Origin of the sequence: Streptomyces fulvorobeus (assembly GCF_013167895.1) — a bacterium.
In the GTDB taxonomy this organism is placed as follows: Bacteria; Actinomycetota; Actinomycetes; order Streptomycetales; family Streptomycetaceae; genus Streptomyces; species Streptomyces fulvorobeus.
This window is the reverse complement of sequence record NZ_BLWC01000001.1, coordinates 1,047,856-1,065,593: the sequence shown is the minus strand read 5'-3', so window position 1 is coordinate 1,065,593 and position 17,738 is coordinate 1,047,856. Positions and strand designations below refer to the sequence as shown.

14 protein-coding genes are annotated in these 17,738 nt (G+C 71.1%); 8 read left to right on the top strand and 6 right to left on the bottom strand.

What is annotated here, in order from left to right:
* Positions 1-54: 54 nt before the first annotated feature.
* The 7 genes from Sfulv_RS04710 (at position 55) to mshC (ending at position 6,548) form a co-directional block, all read left to right on the top strand.
* On the top strand, positions 55-645 hold the full coding sequence (locus tag Sfulv_RS04710; protein WP_173311766.1) for a DUF3090 domain-containing protein: 591 nt from the start codon (positions 55-57) through the stop codon (positions 643-645).
* Positions 609-1,469 carry an SCO1664 family protein gene (locus Sfulv_RS04705; protein WP_173311763.1) on the top strand — a complete coding sequence of 287 codons (861 nt, stop codon included), beginning with the start codon at positions 609-611 and terminating at the stop codon, positions 1,467-1,469. The genes Sfulv_RS04710 and Sfulv_RS04705 overlap by 37 nt, the downstream gene beginning before the upstream one ends.
* Positions 1,470-1,669: 200 nt before the next feature.
* Entirely contained in the window at positions 1,670-3,157 is a 1,488-nt protein-coding gene (locus tag Sfulv_RS04700) for a PP2C family protein-serine/threonine phosphatase (protein WP_173311760.1), read from the top strand.
* A gap of 7 nt (positions 3,158-3,164) precedes the next feature.
* Positions 3,165-3,527, top strand: a complete 363-nt coding sequence (locus tag Sfulv_RS04695) for an STAS domain-containing protein (protein WP_173311757.1) — start codon at positions 3,165-3,167, stop codon at positions 3,525-3,527.
* 244 nt (positions 3,528-3,771) lie between these two features.
* Positions 3,772-4,062, top strand: a complete 291-nt coding sequence (locus Sfulv_RS04690; protein WP_305961401.1) for an STAS domain-containing protein — start codon at positions 3,772-3,774, stop codon at positions 4,060-4,062.
* A complete protein-coding gene (locus Sfulv_RS04685; RefSeq protein ID WP_256668812.1) occupies positions 4,059-4,991 on the top strand; it encodes an anti-sigma factor RsbA family regulatory protein in 933 nt (310 codons plus the stop codon). The genes Sfulv_RS04690 and Sfulv_RS04685 overlap by 4 nt, the downstream gene beginning before the upstream one ends.
* A gap of 327 nt (positions 4,992-5,318) precedes the next feature.
* Positions 5,319-6,548 carry a cysteine--1-D-myo-inosityl 2-amino-2-deoxy-alpha-D-glucopyranoside ligase gene (gene mshC / locus Sfulv_RS04680; protein ID WP_173311755.1) on the top strand — a complete coding sequence of 410 codons (1,230 nt, stop codon included), beginning with the start codon at positions 5,319-5,321 and terminating at the stop codon, positions 6,546-6,548.
* A 91-nt stretch (positions 6,549-6,639) separates the two neighbouring features.
* On the opposite strand, the gene Sfulv_RS04675 is transcribed toward mshC, so the two are convergent.
* The 6 genes from Sfulv_RS04675 to Sfulv_RS04650 all read right to left on the bottom strand — a co-directional run bounded on the left by Sfulv_RS04675 (position 6,640) and on the right by Sfulv_RS04650 (position 13,886).
* Positions 6,640-7,737, bottom strand: a complete 1,098-nt coding sequence (locus tag Sfulv_RS04675) for a PAC2 family protein (RefSeq protein ID WP_173311752.1) — start codon at positions 7,735-7,737, stop codon at positions 6,640-6,642.
* A 250-nt stretch (positions 7,738-7,987) separates the two neighbouring features.
* Entirely contained in the window at positions 7,988-8,659 is a 672-nt protein-coding gene (locus Sfulv_RS04670; RefSeq protein WP_173311749.1) for a FadR/GntR family transcriptional regulator, read from the bottom strand.
* A 135-nt stretch (positions 8,660-8,794) separates the two neighbouring features.
* Positions 8,795-10,405: a glycerol-3-phosphate dehydrogenase/oxidase gene (locus Sfulv_RS04665; protein ID WP_173311747.1), complete on the bottom strand. Its 1,611-nt coding sequence runs from the start codon at positions 10,403-10,405 to the stop codon at positions 8,795-8,797.
* Positions 10,406-10,410: 5 nt separating this feature from the next.
* Positions 10,411-11,961, bottom strand: a complete 1,551-nt coding sequence (gene glpK / locus Sfulv_RS04660; RefSeq protein ID WP_173311744.1) for a glycerol kinase GlpK — start codon at positions 11,959-11,961, stop codon at positions 10,411-10,413.
* 53 nt (positions 11,962-12,014) lie between these two features.
* Entirely contained in the window at positions 12,015-12,806 is a 792-nt protein-coding gene (locus tag Sfulv_RS04655; protein WP_173311739.1) for an MIP/aquaporin family protein, read from the bottom strand.
* 315 nt (positions 12,807-13,121) lie between these two features.
* Positions 13,122-13,886 (bottom strand): IclR family transcriptional regulator, encoded by a 765-nt coding sequence (locus tag Sfulv_RS04650; protein ID WP_218900294.1) that lies wholly within the window; start codon positions 13,884-13,886, stop codon positions 13,122-13,124.
* Between the two features lie 240 nt (positions 13,887-14,126).
* Between Sfulv_RS04650 and metH the strand changes: the two genes are divergently transcribed.
* A complete protein-coding gene (gene metH, locus Sfulv_RS04645; protein ID WP_173311733.1) occupies positions 14,127-17,642 on the top strand; it encodes a methionine synthase in 3,516 nt (1,171 codons plus the stop codon).
* The last annotated feature ends 96 nt before the right edge of the window (positions 17,643-17,738 follow it).

Genomic DNA, 17,738 nt, shown 5'->3' with positions numbered 1-17,738 from the left:
CCCTCCGGACTCCGGCCGCCCCCATTCGACCTCAATTCTCAAGGGAGACAGGACGTGTCCCGTCAGGTGTTCCTCTACGACCCCCCGGACCGTTTCGTGGCCGGTACGGTCGGGCTGCCTGGCCGCCGTACGTTTTTCCTGCAGGCATCCTCCAAGGGGCGCGTCACCAGCGTCGCCCTGGAGAAGACCCAGGTCGCCGCGTTGGCCGAACGGATCGACGAACTGCTCGACGAGGTCGTGCGACGGACCGGCGGCAACTCTCCGGTACCGGCCGTGGCCCCCATGGACGTCACCGACACGGCGCCGCTCGACGCCCCCGTCGAGGAGGAGTTCAGGGTCGGCACGATGGCTCTCGCCTGGGACGGCGAGGAGCAGCGGATGATCGTCGAGGCCCAGGCGCTCGTCGAACTGGACGCCGACTCCGTGGACGACCTCGCGGAGGCCGAGGAGAGGCTTCTCCAGGACGAGGAGAACGGCCCGCCGATGCTGCGCGTCCGGCTGAGCGGCGCACAGGCCCGTGCGTTCGCCAAGCGCGCCCTGGACGTCGTGCACGCGGGCCGCCCGCCCTGCCCGCTGTGCAGCCTGCCGCTCGACCCGGAAGGACACGTATGCCCGCGCCAGAACGGATACCGTCGCGGAGCGTGATCGGGAGTCCCGCAGGAACTGATCCGCTGACCCTGCTCGCCGAGGGTGAGCTCACGGTCCTCGGCCAGGTCGGGGGCGCGTCGAACGCGGTGCTCTACTGCAAGGTCGCGTACGGCGGTGAGGAGCGGACCTGCGTGTACAAGCCCGTCGCCGGGGAGCAGCCGCTGTGGGACTTCCCGGACGGGACCCTCGCCCAGCGCGAGGTGGCGGCGTACGAGATCTCCGAGGCGACCGGATGGGGCCTCGTGCCGCCCACGGTGCTGCGGGACGGGCCGTACGGGCAGGGCATGTGCCAGCTCTGGATCGAGGCGGTCACCGGGGGAACCTCCGAGGGGGAGGAGCCTTCGCTGCTCGCGCTCGTCGAGGCCGAGGAGCCCGGGGACGGCTGGAAGGCGGTGGGCTTCGCGGAGGTCGGTGAGGGCAAGACGGCCCTGCTGGTCCACGCGGACGACCCCCGGCTGCGGCGCCTCGCGGTGCTCGACGCGGTGATCAACAACGGCGACCGCAAGGGCGGCCATCTGCTGCCCGCTCCGGACGGCCGGCTGTACGGCATCGACCACGGAGTCACCTTCAACGCCGACGACAAGCTGCGCACGCTGCTGTGGGGCTGGGCGGGCGAACCGCTGACCGCTGAGTCGGTCGAGGTGCTGGGCAGGCTGGCCGCGGAACTGACGCCCGGGAAGAGCCTCGCCACCCGGCTGGGCGAGCTGATCACCGTAGCGGAGCTGGACGCGTTGCGGGGGCGGGTGGGGGACCTGCTGGCGACGGGGCGGCATCCGCAGCCGAGCGGGGAGTGGCCGGCCATTCCGTGGCCGCCGGTGTGACGGGAGAGCCCTTCGGTACGGGGGCGGTCCGCTCCCGCGTCGGCCGGCAGGTCCCACGGCCGCCGATCGCGCTGAACCGTCTCCTCGGTTTCGGTGCCGCACGTCCGTTCGACCTCGCTGTTCGGGAAGCGGACCGGTCCGTCTAGGCTTCCGGAGGTCCGTCGCCCACTCGGGGTTGCGGCGAGGGAGGTGGGAAGCCGATGCACCAGCACGTTTCGGCAACGGACGAGCCGGACAAGCGGGTGGTGCCGCTGCCCGCCGTCGAGGCACGGCGGATGGACGCGGTGCGCCGCTACGACGTCCTCGACACCCCGCCCGACGGCGCGTTCGACCGCGTCGCGACGATGGCCGCCCGCCTCTTCGACGTCCCGGTGGCCACGGTGACGATCGTGGACGCGGACCGGATCTGGTTCATGGCCGCCCACGGCCTGGACGGAGTCGCCGAGATCGGCCGTGACCCGGGCCTGTGCGCCTCAGCGGTCCTGCGCGATGACGCGCTGGTGATCCCCGACACCTTCGCCGACCCCGTCGCCTGCGCCAACCCGCTGGTCACCGGCCCGCTGGGGGTGCGCTTCTACGCCGCGGCACCGATCATCGACGCCGAGGGGCACCGGCTGGGAACGGTCAACATCCTGGACACCAAGCCCCGCTCCATCACGCTCGAAGACACCCAGACCCTGGCGGACCTGGCGGCCATCGTCATGGACGAGCTGGAACTGCGCCTGTCCGCGCTGCACGCCGTGCGCCGTGAACGGGAGCGGCGGAAGGCCGAGAGCCGGCACGCCGAGGTACAGCACCGCCGGGCGGAGGCCGAGCGGGCGGCGCGCGAGCAGGCTGAGCGGGACAAGGCGGCCATCGCCGCCTTCGCCTCCACCCTCCAGCGCACCCTGCTGCCGCCCGCCCTGCCCACGGTGCCGGGCCTTGAACTGGCCTGCCACTACCACACCGCCTCCATCTACAACGTGGGCGGCGACTTCTACGACGTCTTCCCCCTGGAGGGCGGCCGGTGGGCGCTGTTCCTGGGGGATGTGTGCGGCAAGGGCGCGGAGGCGGCCGCCGTGACGTCTCTGACCCGCTACACCCTGCGCGCCGCGGCCCAGCTCAACCCCGACCCGGTCTCGGTGCTCAGCGCCTTGAACACCGCGCTGCTGTTCGACGTGTCGGCCGGCAGCCGTTACTGCACCGCGGTCTTCGGCGTCCTCACCCCCGAGGGGACCGGTTTCGCCCTGACGCTGGCCACCGGCGGGCATCCTCCCTCCTATCACCTGCGCCCCGGCGAGGACGGCGGCAGCCGGGTGCGGGCGGATGAGGTGCGGCCCGAGGGCGGCATGCTCATCGGCGCTCTGGCCGAGGCCAACTTCGCCGCCACCACGGTGCGTCTCCAGCCCGGCGAGGCGCTGCTGCTGTACACCGACGGGCTGACCGAGGCCCGTACCCAGGACGGCGCCATGATCGGCGACGAGGGACTGGGCGGCTTCCTCGCCGCCCGGCCGGGACCTCTCACCGCGACGGCCCTGGTGCAGGACGTCGTCGCCCTCCTCGACTCCCTGCCCGAAGGCGCCCGCGACGACGTCGCCCTGCTGGCACTGTCCGTCCCGACCCCGCAGCGCGCCGCCGCCCCGGGCACGGTCACCGCCACCACCCACGCCGCCGCCGCACCCGCCGCCGACACCCGCCAGGAGCTCTGACCATCCCGTGACCGAGGATCTGCACCTGGCCGTCGAGCACACCCACGGATCGCTCACCGTGACCACGGTGACCGGCGAGATCAGCTTCCGCACCGCTCCGCACCTGCGCGCCCGCGGACTGGAACTGATCGGGCAGGGCCACCACCAGCTCGTCCTGGACCTGAGCGATGTCGGCTTCTGCGACTCCGCGGGCCTCAGCGCCCTGATCGGCATCTGGCACGCCGCCCAGGGAGCGGGAGGAACACTCGCCCTGGCCGCCGTCCCCGACCGCCTGATGCGCGTGCTCACCCTGACCGGCCTCCACACGGTCCTGCCTGCCTACGCGACCGTCGCCGACGCGCTCGCCGCCCACCAGCGGGATACGGCCTGAGCCCGCCCTGGTCCAGGGCCGCTCCGCGGGGCGCAGCGAGATCACCCCTGCCGGGCGGCCGTCTCCGATGGCGTACCTGGGTGCCGCGATAGACTTCCGGGCTGGAAGGCGTTTCCTTCCGCCCCCTGCCGGCCTGAGACGCCCGGCGGGTGGCTGACGGACGGGGTGGAGGAGTCCGAGCGTGGACGTCCCGCATGTGGAGGGCCGGCCGGTTCCGGCGGTGTCCGGAAGGGCTGTGTTGGAGGTGAGCCCGTTGTCCGGTCGTTCCGGGATACGTGCCCGCGGTGAGATCAGCGCGGTCACCCGCCCGTCCTGGGAGGAGGCCCTGTCCCGGCTGGCCCGGCAGCACACGGGTGTGTCCTACCTGGAGCTGGCGGACGTGGCCTTCGTCGACGTGGCCGGGGTGACGGCGCTGGCGGTCACTGCCATGGGCCTGGGCGAGGGGCGGGTGGTCGTGGAGCATCCGCCACCCCAGCTGCCGCGGGTGCTGGAGATGTTCTGGCCGCATCTTTCGCAGATCGAGGTGACGCCGTGACGGACACGGTGACCACCGACGAGACCTTCGTGCATCCCGCGTTGTTCTACCGCACCGAGCTGGAGTACACGCAGCAGACGGTGTCGTTCCTGCGGGAGGGCCTGACCGCAGGTGAGCCCATGGCCGTGGCGGTGCCCGGCCCCAATCTGGAACTGATCAGGACAGGGCTGGGCGCGGACGCCGAGGGCATCCTGTTCCTGGACATGACCGAAGCCGGCCGTAACCCGGGGAGGATCATCCCCCGTGTGCTGCGTGGCTTCGCCGACGCCCACCCCGAGGGGCGGGTGCGGATCATCGGCGAGCCGATCTGGGCGGGGCGCAGCGCGCTGGAGTACCCGGCGTGCGCGCAGCACGAGGCGTTGATCAACGCGGCATTCGAGGGCCGCGCGGTGACGATCCTGTGCCCGTACGACGAGGTACGGCTGGCTCCGGACGTGATCGCCGACGCGCGGCTCACCCATCCCACCCTCATCAGCGCGGGCCGTGAGGTGGTCAGCGACGCCTATGACTGGGAGGCGGTCGTCTCCCGGTACAACACGGCGCTGCCGCCCGCGCCGGACGCCGCCGTCTTCTCCTACGGCAGCGAGCAACTCCCCGAGGTCCGCCGGTTCGCCGTCGCGCAGGCCGTACGGCTGGGCCTGGCGGGGCAGCGGCTGGACGACGCGGAACTCGCGGTCGCCGAGCTGACGACCAACAGTGTGGTGCACGGCGGAGGAAACGGGACGCTGGCGGTATGGGCCGAGGCGGGGCAACTCGTGTGCGAGGCCCGCGACGCCGGGCGGCTGAACGATCCTCTGGCGGGCCGCAGACCGCCGGAGCACGGGCAGCTCGGCGGCCGCGGTCTGCTGCTGGTCCACTACATGGCTGATCTGGTGCGGGTGCACACAGGCGACGAGGGCACGACCGTGCGCTTCTACCTCACCCTGTAGCCGGCACGCCGGGCGGCCGGCGGGGGGCGCGGACGCCCCGCGCCGCCGCCCAGGGCGACCAGTCCTTCTCTCCGGACCGGGAGGTCCGGCCAGGAGGGCTGGTGGCCGCCTCCGCTGTCCGATCCTGTGGCTGCGGGTGCCGGGTCCCGTACGCGGGTGTGCGCAGCCGGTCCGTCCGGCGGCAGCGCGGTCCGGGCTTCCGGCCCCTCTCGTCGCCCTGGAGGGGCGTCACGTTCACCCGTGCGATCCGGTGGTCAAGGCCGTCTCGCCGACAACGAACGCAGGTCCGGTTCGTATCCGGAAGCATCGTCCGGTTACGCTCAAGACATGCATGCCTGGCCCGCTTCTGAGGTCCCCGCCCTGCCTGGCAAGGGCCGCGACCTTCGGATCCACGACACCGCGACCGGCGGACGGATCACCCTTGACCCCGGTCCCGTCGCCCGCATCTATGTCTGCGGCATCACGCCGTACGACGCGACCCATATGGGTCATGCGGCGACCTACAACGCGTTCGACCTCGTTCAACGCGTGTGGCTCGACACCCAGCGGCAGGTTCACTACGTCCAGAACGTGACCGACGTGGACGACCCGCTGCTGGAGCGGGCCGTGCGCGACGGTCAGGACTGGACCGAGCTCGCCGAGCGCGAGACGGCCCTCTTCCGGGAGGACATGACAGCCCTGCGCATGCTCCCGCCGCAGCACTACATCGGCGCGGTGGAGTCGATACCCGGCATCGTCCCGCTCGTCGAGCGGCTCAGGGACGCGGGCGCCGCCTACGAGCTCGAAGGCGACGTGTACTTCTCCGTCGAGGCCGACCCGCACTTCGGCGAGGTCTCGAACCTGGACGCCGAAGCGATGCGGCTGCTCTCGGCCGAGCGCGGCGGCGACCCCGAACGCTCCGGAAAGAAGAACCCCCTCGACCCGATGCTGTGGATGGCCGCCCGCGAGGGCGAGCCCAGCTGGGACGGAGGCACCCTCGGACGCGGCCGCCCCGGCTGGCACATCGAGTGCGTCGCCATCGCCCTGGACCACCTCGGCATGGGCTTCGACGTGCAGGGCGGCGGCTCCGACCTGGTCTTCCCGCACCACGAGATGGGCGCATCGCACGCCCAGGCGCTGACCGGCGAGCACCCGTTCGCCCAGGCGTACGTGCACGCGGGCATGGTCGGCCTGAACGGCCAGAAGATGTCGAAGTCCAAGGGCAACCTGGTCTTCGTGTCGGCCCTGCGCCGCGACGGCGTGGACCCGGCCGCTATCCGGCTGGCGCTGCTCTCGCACCACTACCGCTCCGACTGGGAGTGGACCGATAAGGTGCTGGCCGACGCCGTCGAGCGGCTGGCCCGGTGGCGCGCGGCCGTCTCCCGCCCGGACGGGCTGTCCGCCGACGCCCTGGTCGAAGAGGTCCGCGAGGCCCTCGCCGACGACCTCGACACCCCGGCCGCACTCGCCGCCGTGGACCGCTGGGCCGCTCTGCAGAGCGCTGAGGGCGGTGCGGACGAGGGCGCGCCCGGCCTCGTCTCGCGCACCGTGGACGCCCTGCTCGGAGTCGCCCTGTAACAGCCGTACGGGGTGGAGCACCGCCCTGCCGTACCCGAGACAACCGGCCCCGGACTCCGCGCAGGAGTCCGGGGCCGGTTCCTTGTGCCGGTCAGTCCTGCGAGGGGTTCCCGTCGTCCCCGGACGGCTCCGTCTCCGGGTCCTCCGGGGAGTTGTCGGACGTCTTTTCGGAGCCGGCGGCTCCGCTGTCCCCTTCGCCGGGCGACGGACGGACGCTGCCCTGGCCGCTCTCGGGCCCGGTCTCCGGGCGCGTCGGCCTGGGCGGTCTGGTGCGGCCGCTCGACGTGTCCCGCAGATAGGAGACGTCACCGCTCTCCGTCGCGTGCCCGCCGTGCCCCTGGCCCGGACCGCCGTCACGGCGCCGCAGATAGCGCTCGAACTCCCGGGCGATGGCCTCGCCGGTCGCCTCGGGCAGCTCAGCGGTGTCGCGGGCCTCCTCCAGCGTCTGCACGTACTCGGCGACCTCACTGTCCTCGGCGGCGAGCTGGTCGACCCCGAGCTGCCAGGCGCGGGCGTCCTCGGGCAGTTCACCCAACGGGATGCGCAGTCCCAGCAGGTCCTCAAGACGGTTCAGCAGCGCCAGCGTCGCCTTGGGGTTGGGCGGTTGCGACACGTAGTGCGGCACCGCCGCCCACAGGCTCACCGCGGGAACACCCGCGTGCGTGCACGCCTCCTGGAGGATGCCGACGATGCCCGTCGGGCCCTCGTACCGGGTCTCCTCCAGATCCATCGTCCTGGCCAGGTCGGGATCTGACGTCACGCCACTGACCGGCACCGGCCGGGTGTGCGGGGTGTCGCCGAGCAGCGCCCCGAGGATGACGACCATCTCGACGCCCAGCTCGTGGGCGAATCCCAGGATCTCGTTGCAGAACGAACGCCAGCGCATCGACGGCTCGATGCCGCGGACGAGGACCAGGTCGCGGGGTTTGTCCCCGCCGACGCGGACCACGGAGAGGCGGGTGGTGGGCCAGGTGATCTTTCGCACCCCGCCGTCCAGCCACACCGTGGGACGGTTGACCTGGAAGTCGTAGTAGTCCTCGGCGTCGAGCGCCGCGAACACCTCGCCCTTCCATTCCCGGTCCAGATGGCCGACAGCTGTGGAGGCGGCGTCACCGGCGTCGTTCCAGCCCTCGAACGCGGCCACCATGACCGGGTCGACCAGCTCGGGTACCCCCTCGAGCTCGATCACCCAGACCCCCTTCCGAAGTTGCCTTGTGTACGCACCAACCTTACGGCTTCCGGGCTGTCCCATCGCAGCCCGCGAGCACCGGCGGGTGAACTGTGCCCTCCGGGGTGCGACACCGGTCGGAAAAGGAAAGGAGCCGCGTCCTGGACGTCACGTCCGGGGCACGGTCCCCGCCGCCTGGCACGCCCTGCCGCACCCGCGCCCCGCCACCGGCTGAGGCCGCGACCTGCCGCCGCCCCCGGCCGTACGCGGATCACAGGGCCGAGCGCAACCACTGTTCCACGCTCGCCACATGGACGGTCGCCCAGGCCCGGGCGGCCTCCGCGTCCCTGTCCCGGAGCGCGGAGAGGATCGCCCGGTGCTCGTGGAGAGTGCGGCTGACGGCGTCCTCCTGGGTCAGGCCGCGCCAGACCCGCGCCCGGGTCGTCGGCCCGGAGAGCCCGTCGAGCAGCGAGCAGAGCACGGAGTTGCCCGACGACTGCGCGATGCCCCGGTGGAACTCCAGGTCGGCGGCGACCAGTTGCTCCACGGACGGATTCCCGCCGAGTGCGTTCAGCCGCGAGCCGAGGAGATCCAGCTGGGCGTCGCTGATCAGCCCGGCGGCCATCGCCGTGGCGGCCGGTTCGAGGATGCGGCGTACCGCGAGGAACTCCAGCACGGTGTCGTCACGGTGGAAGTCCACGACGAAGCTCATGGCTTCCAGGAGCAGTTGCGGGTCCAGACTGGTGACGTAGGTTCCGTCGCCCTGCCGCACGTCGAGGATGCGGATCAGCGACAGGGCCCGGACCGCCTCCCGCAGGGAGTTGCGGGACAGTCCGAGCTCCGCGGCGAGTTCGCTCTCCTTGGGGAGCCGGTCACCGGGCCGCAGAGCGCCCGAGACGATCATTTCCTTGATCTTCTCGATCGCCTCGTCGGTGACAGCCATGACGGTCCTCCTGGAGTACGGACGGGAATCAGACATCCGATGTATCCGTCCATTATGAGGGGCCGTGTACCCGGTGGAGCATGCGGAGGGGCGGCCTCCCGAAGGAGGCCGCCCCTGTCCCACGCGCCGGACCGGTCAGTCCCGCTCGGCGAGCAGACCCTCCACCCGGGCCCTGATGCCGTCCGTCGCCAGCCCCCGGATCGTCAGCGTCGTACGGCGGCGCAGCACGTCGTCCGCCGTCTCGGCCCACTCGTGGTCGCGGGCGTAGACGACCTGCGCCCAGATCTCCGGGGCGTCCGGGTGGACGCGCTCGGCCAGCGCCGGGTTCTCGTTGGCGAGCCGCGCGATGTCGAAGGAGAGCGAGCCGTAGTGGGTGGCGAGGTGCCTGGCCGTGTCGGCCGCCATCTGCGGGCCGGGCGTACCGCCGTCGATCATCAGCCGGTGGGCGACCGCCTGGGGGTTGGCGATGCCGGGCAGCGGGAGCTTCCTGGGCAGCCGTGCCATCGGCTCCATGTCGTCCCCGAGGGGCCGGCCCGGGAGCGCGGCCAGCTTGTTCATCACCGTGCGGCCGATGTGGCGGAACGTCGTCCACTTGCCGCCCGCCACCGAGAGCATTCCGCCCCGGCCCTCCGTCACGACGGTCTCCCGCTTCGCCTTGGACGTGCTGCCGGGACCGCCCGGCAGCACCCTGAGGCCCGCGAAGGAGTACGTGATCAGATCACGCGACAGCTGCTGGTCGCGGACGGAGAACGCCGCCTCGTCCAGGATCTGCGCCGTGTCCTTCTCCGTCACCGCGACGTCCGCGGGGTCGCCCTCGTACTCCTCGTCGGTCGTGCCGAGCAGCAGCATGTCCTCCCACGGCAGCGCGAACGTGATCCGGTACTTGTCGATCGGGGTGGCGAGCGCCGCCTTCCACGGGCGGGTGCGCTTGAGCACCAGGTGCGCGCCCTTGGACAGCCGGATCGAGGGGGCCGCGTCCGGGTCCTCCATCTTCCGCAGGTGGTCGACCCACGGGCCGGTGGCGTTCAGCACGAGGCGGGCGTCGACGCCGAACTCCGTACCGTCCGCGCTGTCGCGGAGGTCGGCGCCGGTGACCCGGCCCCGGGTGAACCGCAGTCCGGTGACCGCGGCGTGGTTGAGGACGGTCGCGCCCGCCTCGACCGCCGCGCGCACGGTCATCAGTGCCATCCGCGCGTCGTTCATCTGGTCGTCGCCGTAGACCGCGACGGCCCTGAGGTTGTCCGTCCGCAGCTCCGGCACGTCGCGCCGCGCCCTCGCAGGGCTGATCACATGGCCGACGCCGTCACCGAACGCGGACAGCGCGGAGTAGGCGAAGACGCCCGCTCCGAGCTTGGCCGCGCCGTGTGGGCCGCCCTTGTAGACCGGCAGGTAGAAGGTGAGGGGGTTGGCCAGGTGCGGTGCGACCTGGCGCGAGACGGCACGCCGCTCGAAGTGGTTCTCCGCCACCAGCCTCACCGCGCCGGTCTGGAGGTAGCGCAGACCGCCGTGGAGCAGCTTGGAGGAGGCGGAGGAGGTGGCGCCGGCGAAGTCGCCGGCGTCCACCAGGGCCACCCGCAGACCGGACTGCGCGGCGTGCCAGGCGGTGGAGATGCCCAGGATGCCGCCGCCGATCACCAGGAGGTCGTACGTCGCCTTGGACAGCTGCTCCCGGGTCTCGGCGCGGCTCGGAAGGGAGCCGGAGGCCGGATGCGTCCCGAGGGCGGGGACGCTCTGCAGGGTGGTCATATCGCTTACTCCTCGACAGTGTCTTCGTCGAGCCAGCCCATGGAACGTTCGACGGCCTTGAGCCAGCTCTTGTACTCGCGGTCACGGGTGGCCGCGTCCATACGGGGTGTCCACTCGGCGGCCCGGCGCCAGTTGGCGCGCAGCGCGTCGGTGTCCGGCCAGAAGCCGACGGCGAGACCGGCGGCGTAGGCGGCGCCGAGGCAGGTGGTCTCGGCGACCATGGGGCGCACCACCGGCGCGTCCAGGAAGTCGGAGAGGGTCTGCATCAGCAGGTTGTTGGAGGTCATACCGCCGTCGACCTTGAGGGCGGTCAGCTCGACGCCGGAGTCCTTGGTCATGGCGTCGCTGATCTCGCGGGTCTGCCAGGCGGTGGCCTCCAGCACGGCACGGGCGATGTGCGCCTTGGTGACGTAACGGGTGAGGCCGGTGATGACGCCCCGGGCGTCGGGGCGCCAGTAGGGGGCGAAGAGCCCGGAGAAGGCGGGCACGAAGTACGCCCCGCCGTTGTCCTCGACCGAGGAGGCCAGGGTCTCGATCTCGGCGGCGGACTTGATCAGGCCCATCTGGTCGCGCATCCACTGCACCAGCGAGCCGGTGACGGCGATGGAACCTTCGAGCGCGTAGACCGGCTTCTGGTCGCCGACGCGGTATCCGACGGTCGTCAGCAGCCCGTTGTAGGAGTTGACGGGCGTGTGGCCGGTGTTCATGAGCATGAAGGTGCCGGTGCCGTACGTGGACTTGGCCTCGCCCTGGGCGAAACAGGTCTGGCCGAAGAGCGCCGCCTGCTGGTCGCCGAGCGCGGACGCCACCGGGATGCCGTCCAGGACGCCGCCCTTGGCGTGGCCGTACACCTCGGCCGAGGAGCGGATCTCCGGCAGCACGGCCGCCGGGATGTGCATCGACTGGAGGATCTTCTCGTCCCACTGCATCGAGTGCAGGTTCATCAGCAGGGTGCGCGAGGCGTTGGTGACGTCGGTGACGTGTACGCCGCCGTCGGTGCCCCCGGTCAGGTTCCAGATGACCCAGGAGTCCATGGTCCCGAAGAGGATCTCGCCCCGCTCGGCGCGCTTCCGCAGGCCCTCGACGTTATCCAGGAGCCAGCGGACCTTGGGCCCGGCGAAGTAGGAGGCGAGCGGCAGGCCCGTCTCCCGGCGGAAACGGTCCTGCCCGACGTTGCGGCCGAGTTCCTTGCAGAGCGCGTCGGTGCGGGTGTCCTGCCAGACGAGGGCGTTGTGGACGGGCTCACCGGTGTTCCTGTCCCAGAGCAGCGTCGTCTCGCGCTGGTTGGTGATGCCGATCGCCTTGACGTCGGCCGAGGTGATGCCCGCCTTGGAGATGGCGCCGGCGACGACCTCCTGGACGTTCGTCCAGATCTCTGCCGCGTCGTGCTCGACCCAGCCCGGCTTCGGGAAGATCTGCTCGTGCTCCTTCTGGTCGACGGAGACGATCCGGCCGTCCTTGTCGAAGACGATGCAGCGGCTGGAGGTGGTGCCCTGGTCGATGGCCGCGATGAACGGGCCGGTGCCGTGGCTCCCGGTGGTGTGTGCGTCGGTCACGGTGTGCTCCCGGAGGTGTGTGTGGTCTGAGGTACGGCTCTGAGCTGTGCGGCTCACGCGAAGGCGACGTTGTAGAGCCCGCCCGCGATCGCGGCACCGATGAGCGGTCCGACGATCGGTACCCAGGCGTAACCCCAGTCGGAACCGCCCTTGTTCGGCAGCGGCAGCAGCGCGTGCACGATACGCGGACCGAGGTCGCGGACCGGGTTGATCGCGTAACCGGTCGGCCCGCCGAGCGAGAGACCGATTCCCACGACGACCAGGGAGGTGATCAGCGCGCCGAGGGTGCCGAGGCCGTTGCCCTCGTCGTTGAGGCCCTGGGTCAGGATCGCGAGGACCAGCACGACGGTGGCGATGACCTCGGAGACGACGTTCTGGACGGCGTTCCGGATTTCCGGGCCCGTGGAGAAGATGCCCAGGACGGGGCCGGCCTTCGGGGCGGCCGCCTGGTCGACCATGGCCTCTTCAAAGGGCTGGGCACGCACGATCTCGGGATCGGTGAGGTGGGCCTGGAACTGCCCGTAGTACACCACCCAGACCAGCACCGCGCCGATCATCGCGCCGAGCAGCTGGGAGGCGAAGTACAGCGGTACGTCGCCCCATGCGGTGCCGCCCTGGATGGCGAGGCCGAGCGTCACCGCCGGGTTGAGGTGCGCGCCGGACACGCCGCCGGCCAGGTAGGCGGCGGTCAGGACGGCGAAGCCCCACCCGAGGGTGATGGCCAGCCACCCGGCGTTCCGCGCCTTGGAGTGCTTGAGCGTGACGGCGGCACACACTCCGCCGCCGAGGAGGATGAGAACGGCGGTACCGATGGTCTCGCCGATGAAGATGTCGGAGCTGGACACCCGTGACTCCTTTGTCCTTCGTCCAGGGGAAGGCGAACACCGGGTCCCTCCGGTGGTTCGCGCCCACGATGGGTATCCGCGCTGTGCGGGTACTCACCTATGTGGGCCGACCGGTCCCTGGCACTGTCACACCCTAACGCGTATTGCCGTTAGGTGTTCGACAATGCCGACCGGTGAACGGCAGTGTTGCTCCCCGGTGAATCCAACGTCAAGGGTTGTGGCACATGCGACTCGGCACATGCCCCGATCGTTACCGACGGCCCACCTGGGCCGACCGGACCCGGCCGGGGGTGGCCGGCCGCCCGGCGCGGTACCTCAGAAGCGCCCGGCGCCCAGGTCCCGGGAGACGGCACGGGCACAGTCGCGTACGGCGGCGATCAGCTCGGGGCGGAGCTCGCCGCCCGGACAGACCCGCTCCACCGCGCCGGTGACGGCCACGGCGCCGACCGGCATCCGCCGCCGGTCATGGACGGGAGCGGCCACGGCGGCCACCCCCTCCCAGGTCTCCTCCACGTCGGAGGCCCAGCCGCGCGCCCGGATCAGGTCGAGCAGGGACTCGAACTCCTCCGGGCCGGTCACGGTCCGCGGGGTGAACGCCTGCCGCTCCACCTCGACCGCCTCGCTGTGGGCCACCGGGTCGTAGGCGGAGAGCACCTTGCCCAGCGCCGTGGAGTGCAGCGGCTGCATGGCGCCCACCTCCAGCACCTGGCGGCTGTCGTCCGGCCGGAACACGTGGTGGACGATGAGGATGCCGTGCTGGTGCAGCACTCCGAGATGGACGCTCTCGCCGCTGGAGCGGGCCAGGTCGTCGGTCCACACCAGGGCGCGGGCCCGCAGCTCGTGCACGTCCAGATAGCTGTTGCCCAGGCGCAGCAGCTCGGCGCCGAGCTGGTAGCGGCCGGACGCCGCGTCCTGCTCGACGAAGCCCTCGTGCTGGAGCGTGCGCAGGATGCCGTGAGCGGTGCCCTTGGCCAGCCCCAGCGAGGAAGAGATGTCGGACAGTCCGAGCCGGCGCTCGCCGCCCGCCAGCAGCCGCAGCATCGCTGCCGCCCGCTCCAGCGACTGGATGTTCTTGGCCATCGCGCCGTACTCCTCCACTGTGGTTCGACAATGCTGAACACTATCGGTCGATGTCGACCCATGTCCGGTGGCCCGGAAACCCCGTACCCGCCGCCCCGGCCGATCCACCCCCGAACAGCATGCAGTCCGCCCCGTGGGACACCGTGACGGCCCGCGCCCCCTCCCGGCTACGCTGGCGGCGTGCGCCCTCCACAGGAAGGCCGCAAAGCCGACAGCCGTCGCATCCCAGGGAGAACATCCATGGCCTCGTCGCCGACCCCTTCCGCTGACAGCCGGAACCGAGCCGAAGCGCTCCGTGAGGCGCTCGCCACCCGGGTGGTGGTAGCGGACGGTGCCATGGGCACGATGCTCCAGGCACAGGACCCCACGCTCGCGGACTTCGAGAACCTCGAAGGCTGCAACGAGATCCTCAACGTCACCCGCCCGGACATCGTCCGCTCCGTGCACCAGGAGTATTTCGCGGTCGGCGTGGACTGCGTCGAGACGAACACCTTCGGTGCCAACCACTCCGCGGCCAACGAGTACGAGATCGCCGACCGGATCGTGGAGCTCTCCGAGGCGGGCGCCCGGATCGCCCGCGAGGTGGCGGACGAGTTCACCGAACGGGACGGCCGGCAGCGCTGGGTCCTGGGCTCCGTCGGGCCGGGCACCAAGCTCCCCACCCTCGGCCACATCGCGTACGACGTGCTGCGCGACGGCTACCAGCAGAACGCCGAGGGCCTGCTCACCGGGGGCGCGGACGCCCTGATCGTGGAGACCACACAGGACCTGCTGCAGACCAAGTCGAGCCTGATCGGCGCGCGGCGGGCCATGGACGCCCTCGGCGTGGACGTGCCGCTGATCTGCTCGCTCGCCTTCGAGACGACCGGCGTCATGCTGCTCGGCTCCGAGATCGGTGCCGCGCTCACCGCCCTGGAACCGCTCGGCATCGACCTGATCGGACTGAACTGCTCGACAGGCCCCGCCGAGATGAGCGAGCACCTGCGCTATCTGGCCCGCCACTCCCGTACGCCCCTGATGTGCATGCCCAACGCCGGACTGCCCGTGCTGACCAAGGACGGCGCGCACTTCCCGCTGACCCCGCCCGAGATGGCCGACGCCCAGGAGACCTTCGTCCGGGAGTACGGCCTCTCGCTCGTCGGCGGCTGCTGCGGCTCGACGCCCGAGCACATGCGCCAGGTCGTCGAGCGCGTCCGTGACCTGACACCCGGCGCACGCGAGCCGCGCCCCGAGCCGGGCGCCTCCTCGCTCTACCAGACCGTGTCCTTCCGCCAGGACACCTCGTACATGGCGATCGGTGAGCGCACGAACGCCAACGGTTCCAGGAAGTTCCGCGAGGCCATGCTGGAGGCCCGCTGGGACGACTGCGTCGAGATGGTCCGCGACCAGATCCGCGAAGGCGCGCACATGCTCGACCTCTGCGTCGACTACGTGGGCCGGGACGGTGTGGCCGACATGGAGAAGCTGGCCGGCCTCTTCGCCACCGCCTCCACGCTGCCCATCGTGCTCGACTCCACCGAGGTAGACGTCATCCGGGCGGGCCTGGAGAAGCTGGGCGGGCGGGCCGTCATCAACTCCGTCAACTACGAGGACGGCGACGGCCCCGACTCCCGCTTCGCCAAGGTCACCGCACTGGCCCGGGAGCACGGCGCCGCGCTGATCGCGCTGACCATCGACGAGCAGGGCCAGGCCCGGACGCCCGAGCACAAGGTCGCCATCGCCGAGCGCCTCATCGACGATCTCACCGGCAACTGGGGCATCCACGAGTCGGACATCCTCATCGACACCCTGACCTTCACCATCTGTACCGGTCAGGAGGAGTCCCGCAAGGACGGCATCGCCACCATCGAGGCCATCCGCGAACTCAAGCGCCGCCGCCCCGGCGTCCAGACCACGCTCGGCCTGTCCAACATCTCCTTCGGCCTCAACCCGGCCGCCCGTGTCGTGCTGAACTCCGTCTTCCTCGACGAGTGCGTCAAGGCCGGACTGGACTCCGCGATCGTGCACGCCTCGAAGATCCTGCCCATCGCCCGCCTGGAGGAGGAGCAGGTCAAGGTCGCCCTCGACCTGATCTACGACCGCCGCGAGGAGGGCTACGACCCCCTCCAGAAGCTCATGGAGCTCTTCGAGGGCGTCAACATGAAGTCGATGAAGGCGGGGCGCGCCGAGGAACTGCTCGCCCTGCCGCTCGACGAGCGCCTCCAGCGCCGGATCATCGACGGCGAGAAGAACGGCCTCCAGGCCGACCTCGACGAGGCCCTGCGCACCCGCCCGGCGCTGGACATCGTCAACGAGACGCTCCTGGAGGGCATGAAGGTCGTCGGTGAGCTCTTCGGCTCCGGCCAGATGCAGCTGCCCTTCGTCCTCCAGTCCGCCGAGGTCATGAAGAGCGCGGTCGCCCACCTGGAGCCGCACATGGAGAAGTCCGACGCGGAGGGCAAGGGCACCATCGTGCTGGCCACCGTGCGCGGCGACGTCCACGACATCGGCAAGAACCTCGTCGACATCATCCTCACGAACAACGGCTACAACGTCGTCAACCTCGGTATCAAGCAGCCCGTCTCCGCGATCCTGGAAGCGGCCGAGGAGCACCGGGCCGACGTCATCGGCATGTCCGGCCTCCTGGTGAAGTCGACCGTGATCATGAAGGAGAACCTCCAGGAGCTCAACCAGCGCAAGATGGCGGCGGACTTCCCCGTCATCCTGGGCGGGGCCGCGCTCACCAGGGCCTACGTCGAACAGGACCTCCACGAGATCTACGAGGGCGAGGTCCGTTACGCCCGTGACGCCTTCGAAGGGCTGCGTCTCATGGACGCCCTCATCGGCATCAAGCGAGGCGTTCCCGGCGCCGTCCTTCCGGAGCTGAAGCAGCGCCGCGTCGCCAGAAAGGACACCGCCGCCGTCCTGGAGGCCGACGAGCCCGAGGCGGGCGGCCGCTCCGACGTGGCGACCGACAACCCGGTCCCCGCGCCCCCCTTCTGGGGCACCCGGGTCGTCAAGGGCATCCCGCTCAAGGACTACGCCTCCTGGCTGGACGAGGGTGCGCTCTTCAAGGGCCAGTGGGGGCTGAAGCAGTCCCGTGCCGGTGACGGACCCACGTACGAGGAGCTGGTCGAGACCGAGGGCCGCCCGCACCTGCGTGGCTGGCTCGACAAGCTGCACACCGAGAACCTGCTGGAGGCCGCCGTCGTCTACGGCTACTTCCCCTGCGTATCTAAGGGCGACGACCTGATCCTGCTCCACGAGGACGGCTCGGAGCGCACCCGCTTCACCTTCCCGCGCCAGCGCCGGGGCCGCCGGCTCTGCCTCGCGGACTTCTTCCGGTCCGAGGAATCGGGTGAGCGGGACGTGGTCGGCCTCCAGGTCGTCACCGTCGGCTCGAAGATCGGCGAGGCCACGGCCGAGCTCTTCGCCGCCGACTCCTACCGCGACTACCTGGAGCTGCACGGTCTCTCCGTCCAGCTGGCCGAGGCGCTGGCCGAGTACTGGCACGCCCGGGTCCGCGGCGAGCTGGGATACGGCGGGGAGGACCCCTCCGAGGTCGAGGACATGTTCGCGCTGAAGTACCGCGGGGCGCGTTTCTCGCTCGGCTACGGCGCCTGCCCCGACCTGGAGGACCGGGCGAAGATCGCCGGGCTGCTGGAGCCGGAGCGGATCGGGGTCAAGCTCTCCGAGGAGTTCCAGCTGCACCCCGAGCAGTCGACCGACGCGATCGTCATCCACCACCCCGAGGCGAAGTACTTCAACGCGCGTTAAGGCGCCGTTCGGCGCATGGCGGCCGGGCACGTCGTAGAATGGTCGGTCCAGTGAGGCCGGTCGCTGTTCCTGTCACGGGAATGGCGGTCGGCCTTC

Bases quoted from the DNA above. Each gene is read 5' to 3' on its own strand.
- Sfulv_RS04665 (WP_173311747.1), bottom strand. From the start codon at position 10,405: ATGACCACCCTGCAGAGCGTCCCCGCCCTCGGGACGCATCCGGCCTCC.
- metH (WP_173311733.1), top strand. From the start codon at position 14,127: ATGGCCTCGTCGCCGACCCCTTCCGCTGACAGCCGGAACCGAGCCGAA.
- Sfulv_RS04670 (WP_173311749.1), bottom strand. From the start codon at position 8,659: ATGGCTGTCACCGACGAGGCGATCGAGAAGATCAAGGAAATGATCGTC.
- Sfulv_RS04650 (WP_218900294.1), bottom strand. From the start codon at position 13,886: ATGGCCAAGAACATCCAGTCGCTGGAGCGGGCGGCAGCGATGCTGCGG.
- Sfulv_RS04700 (WP_173311760.1), top strand. From the start codon at position 1,670: ATGCACCAGCACGTTTCGGCAACGGACGAGCCGGACAAGCGGGTGGTG.
- mshC (WP_173311755.1), top strand. From the start codon at position 5,319: ATGCATGCCTGGCCCGCTTCTGAGGTCCCCGCCCTGCCTGGCAAGGGC.
- Sfulv_RS04705 (WP_173311763.1), top strand. From the start codon at position 609: ATGCCCGCGCCAGAACGGATACCGTCGCGGAGCGTGATCGGGAGTCCC.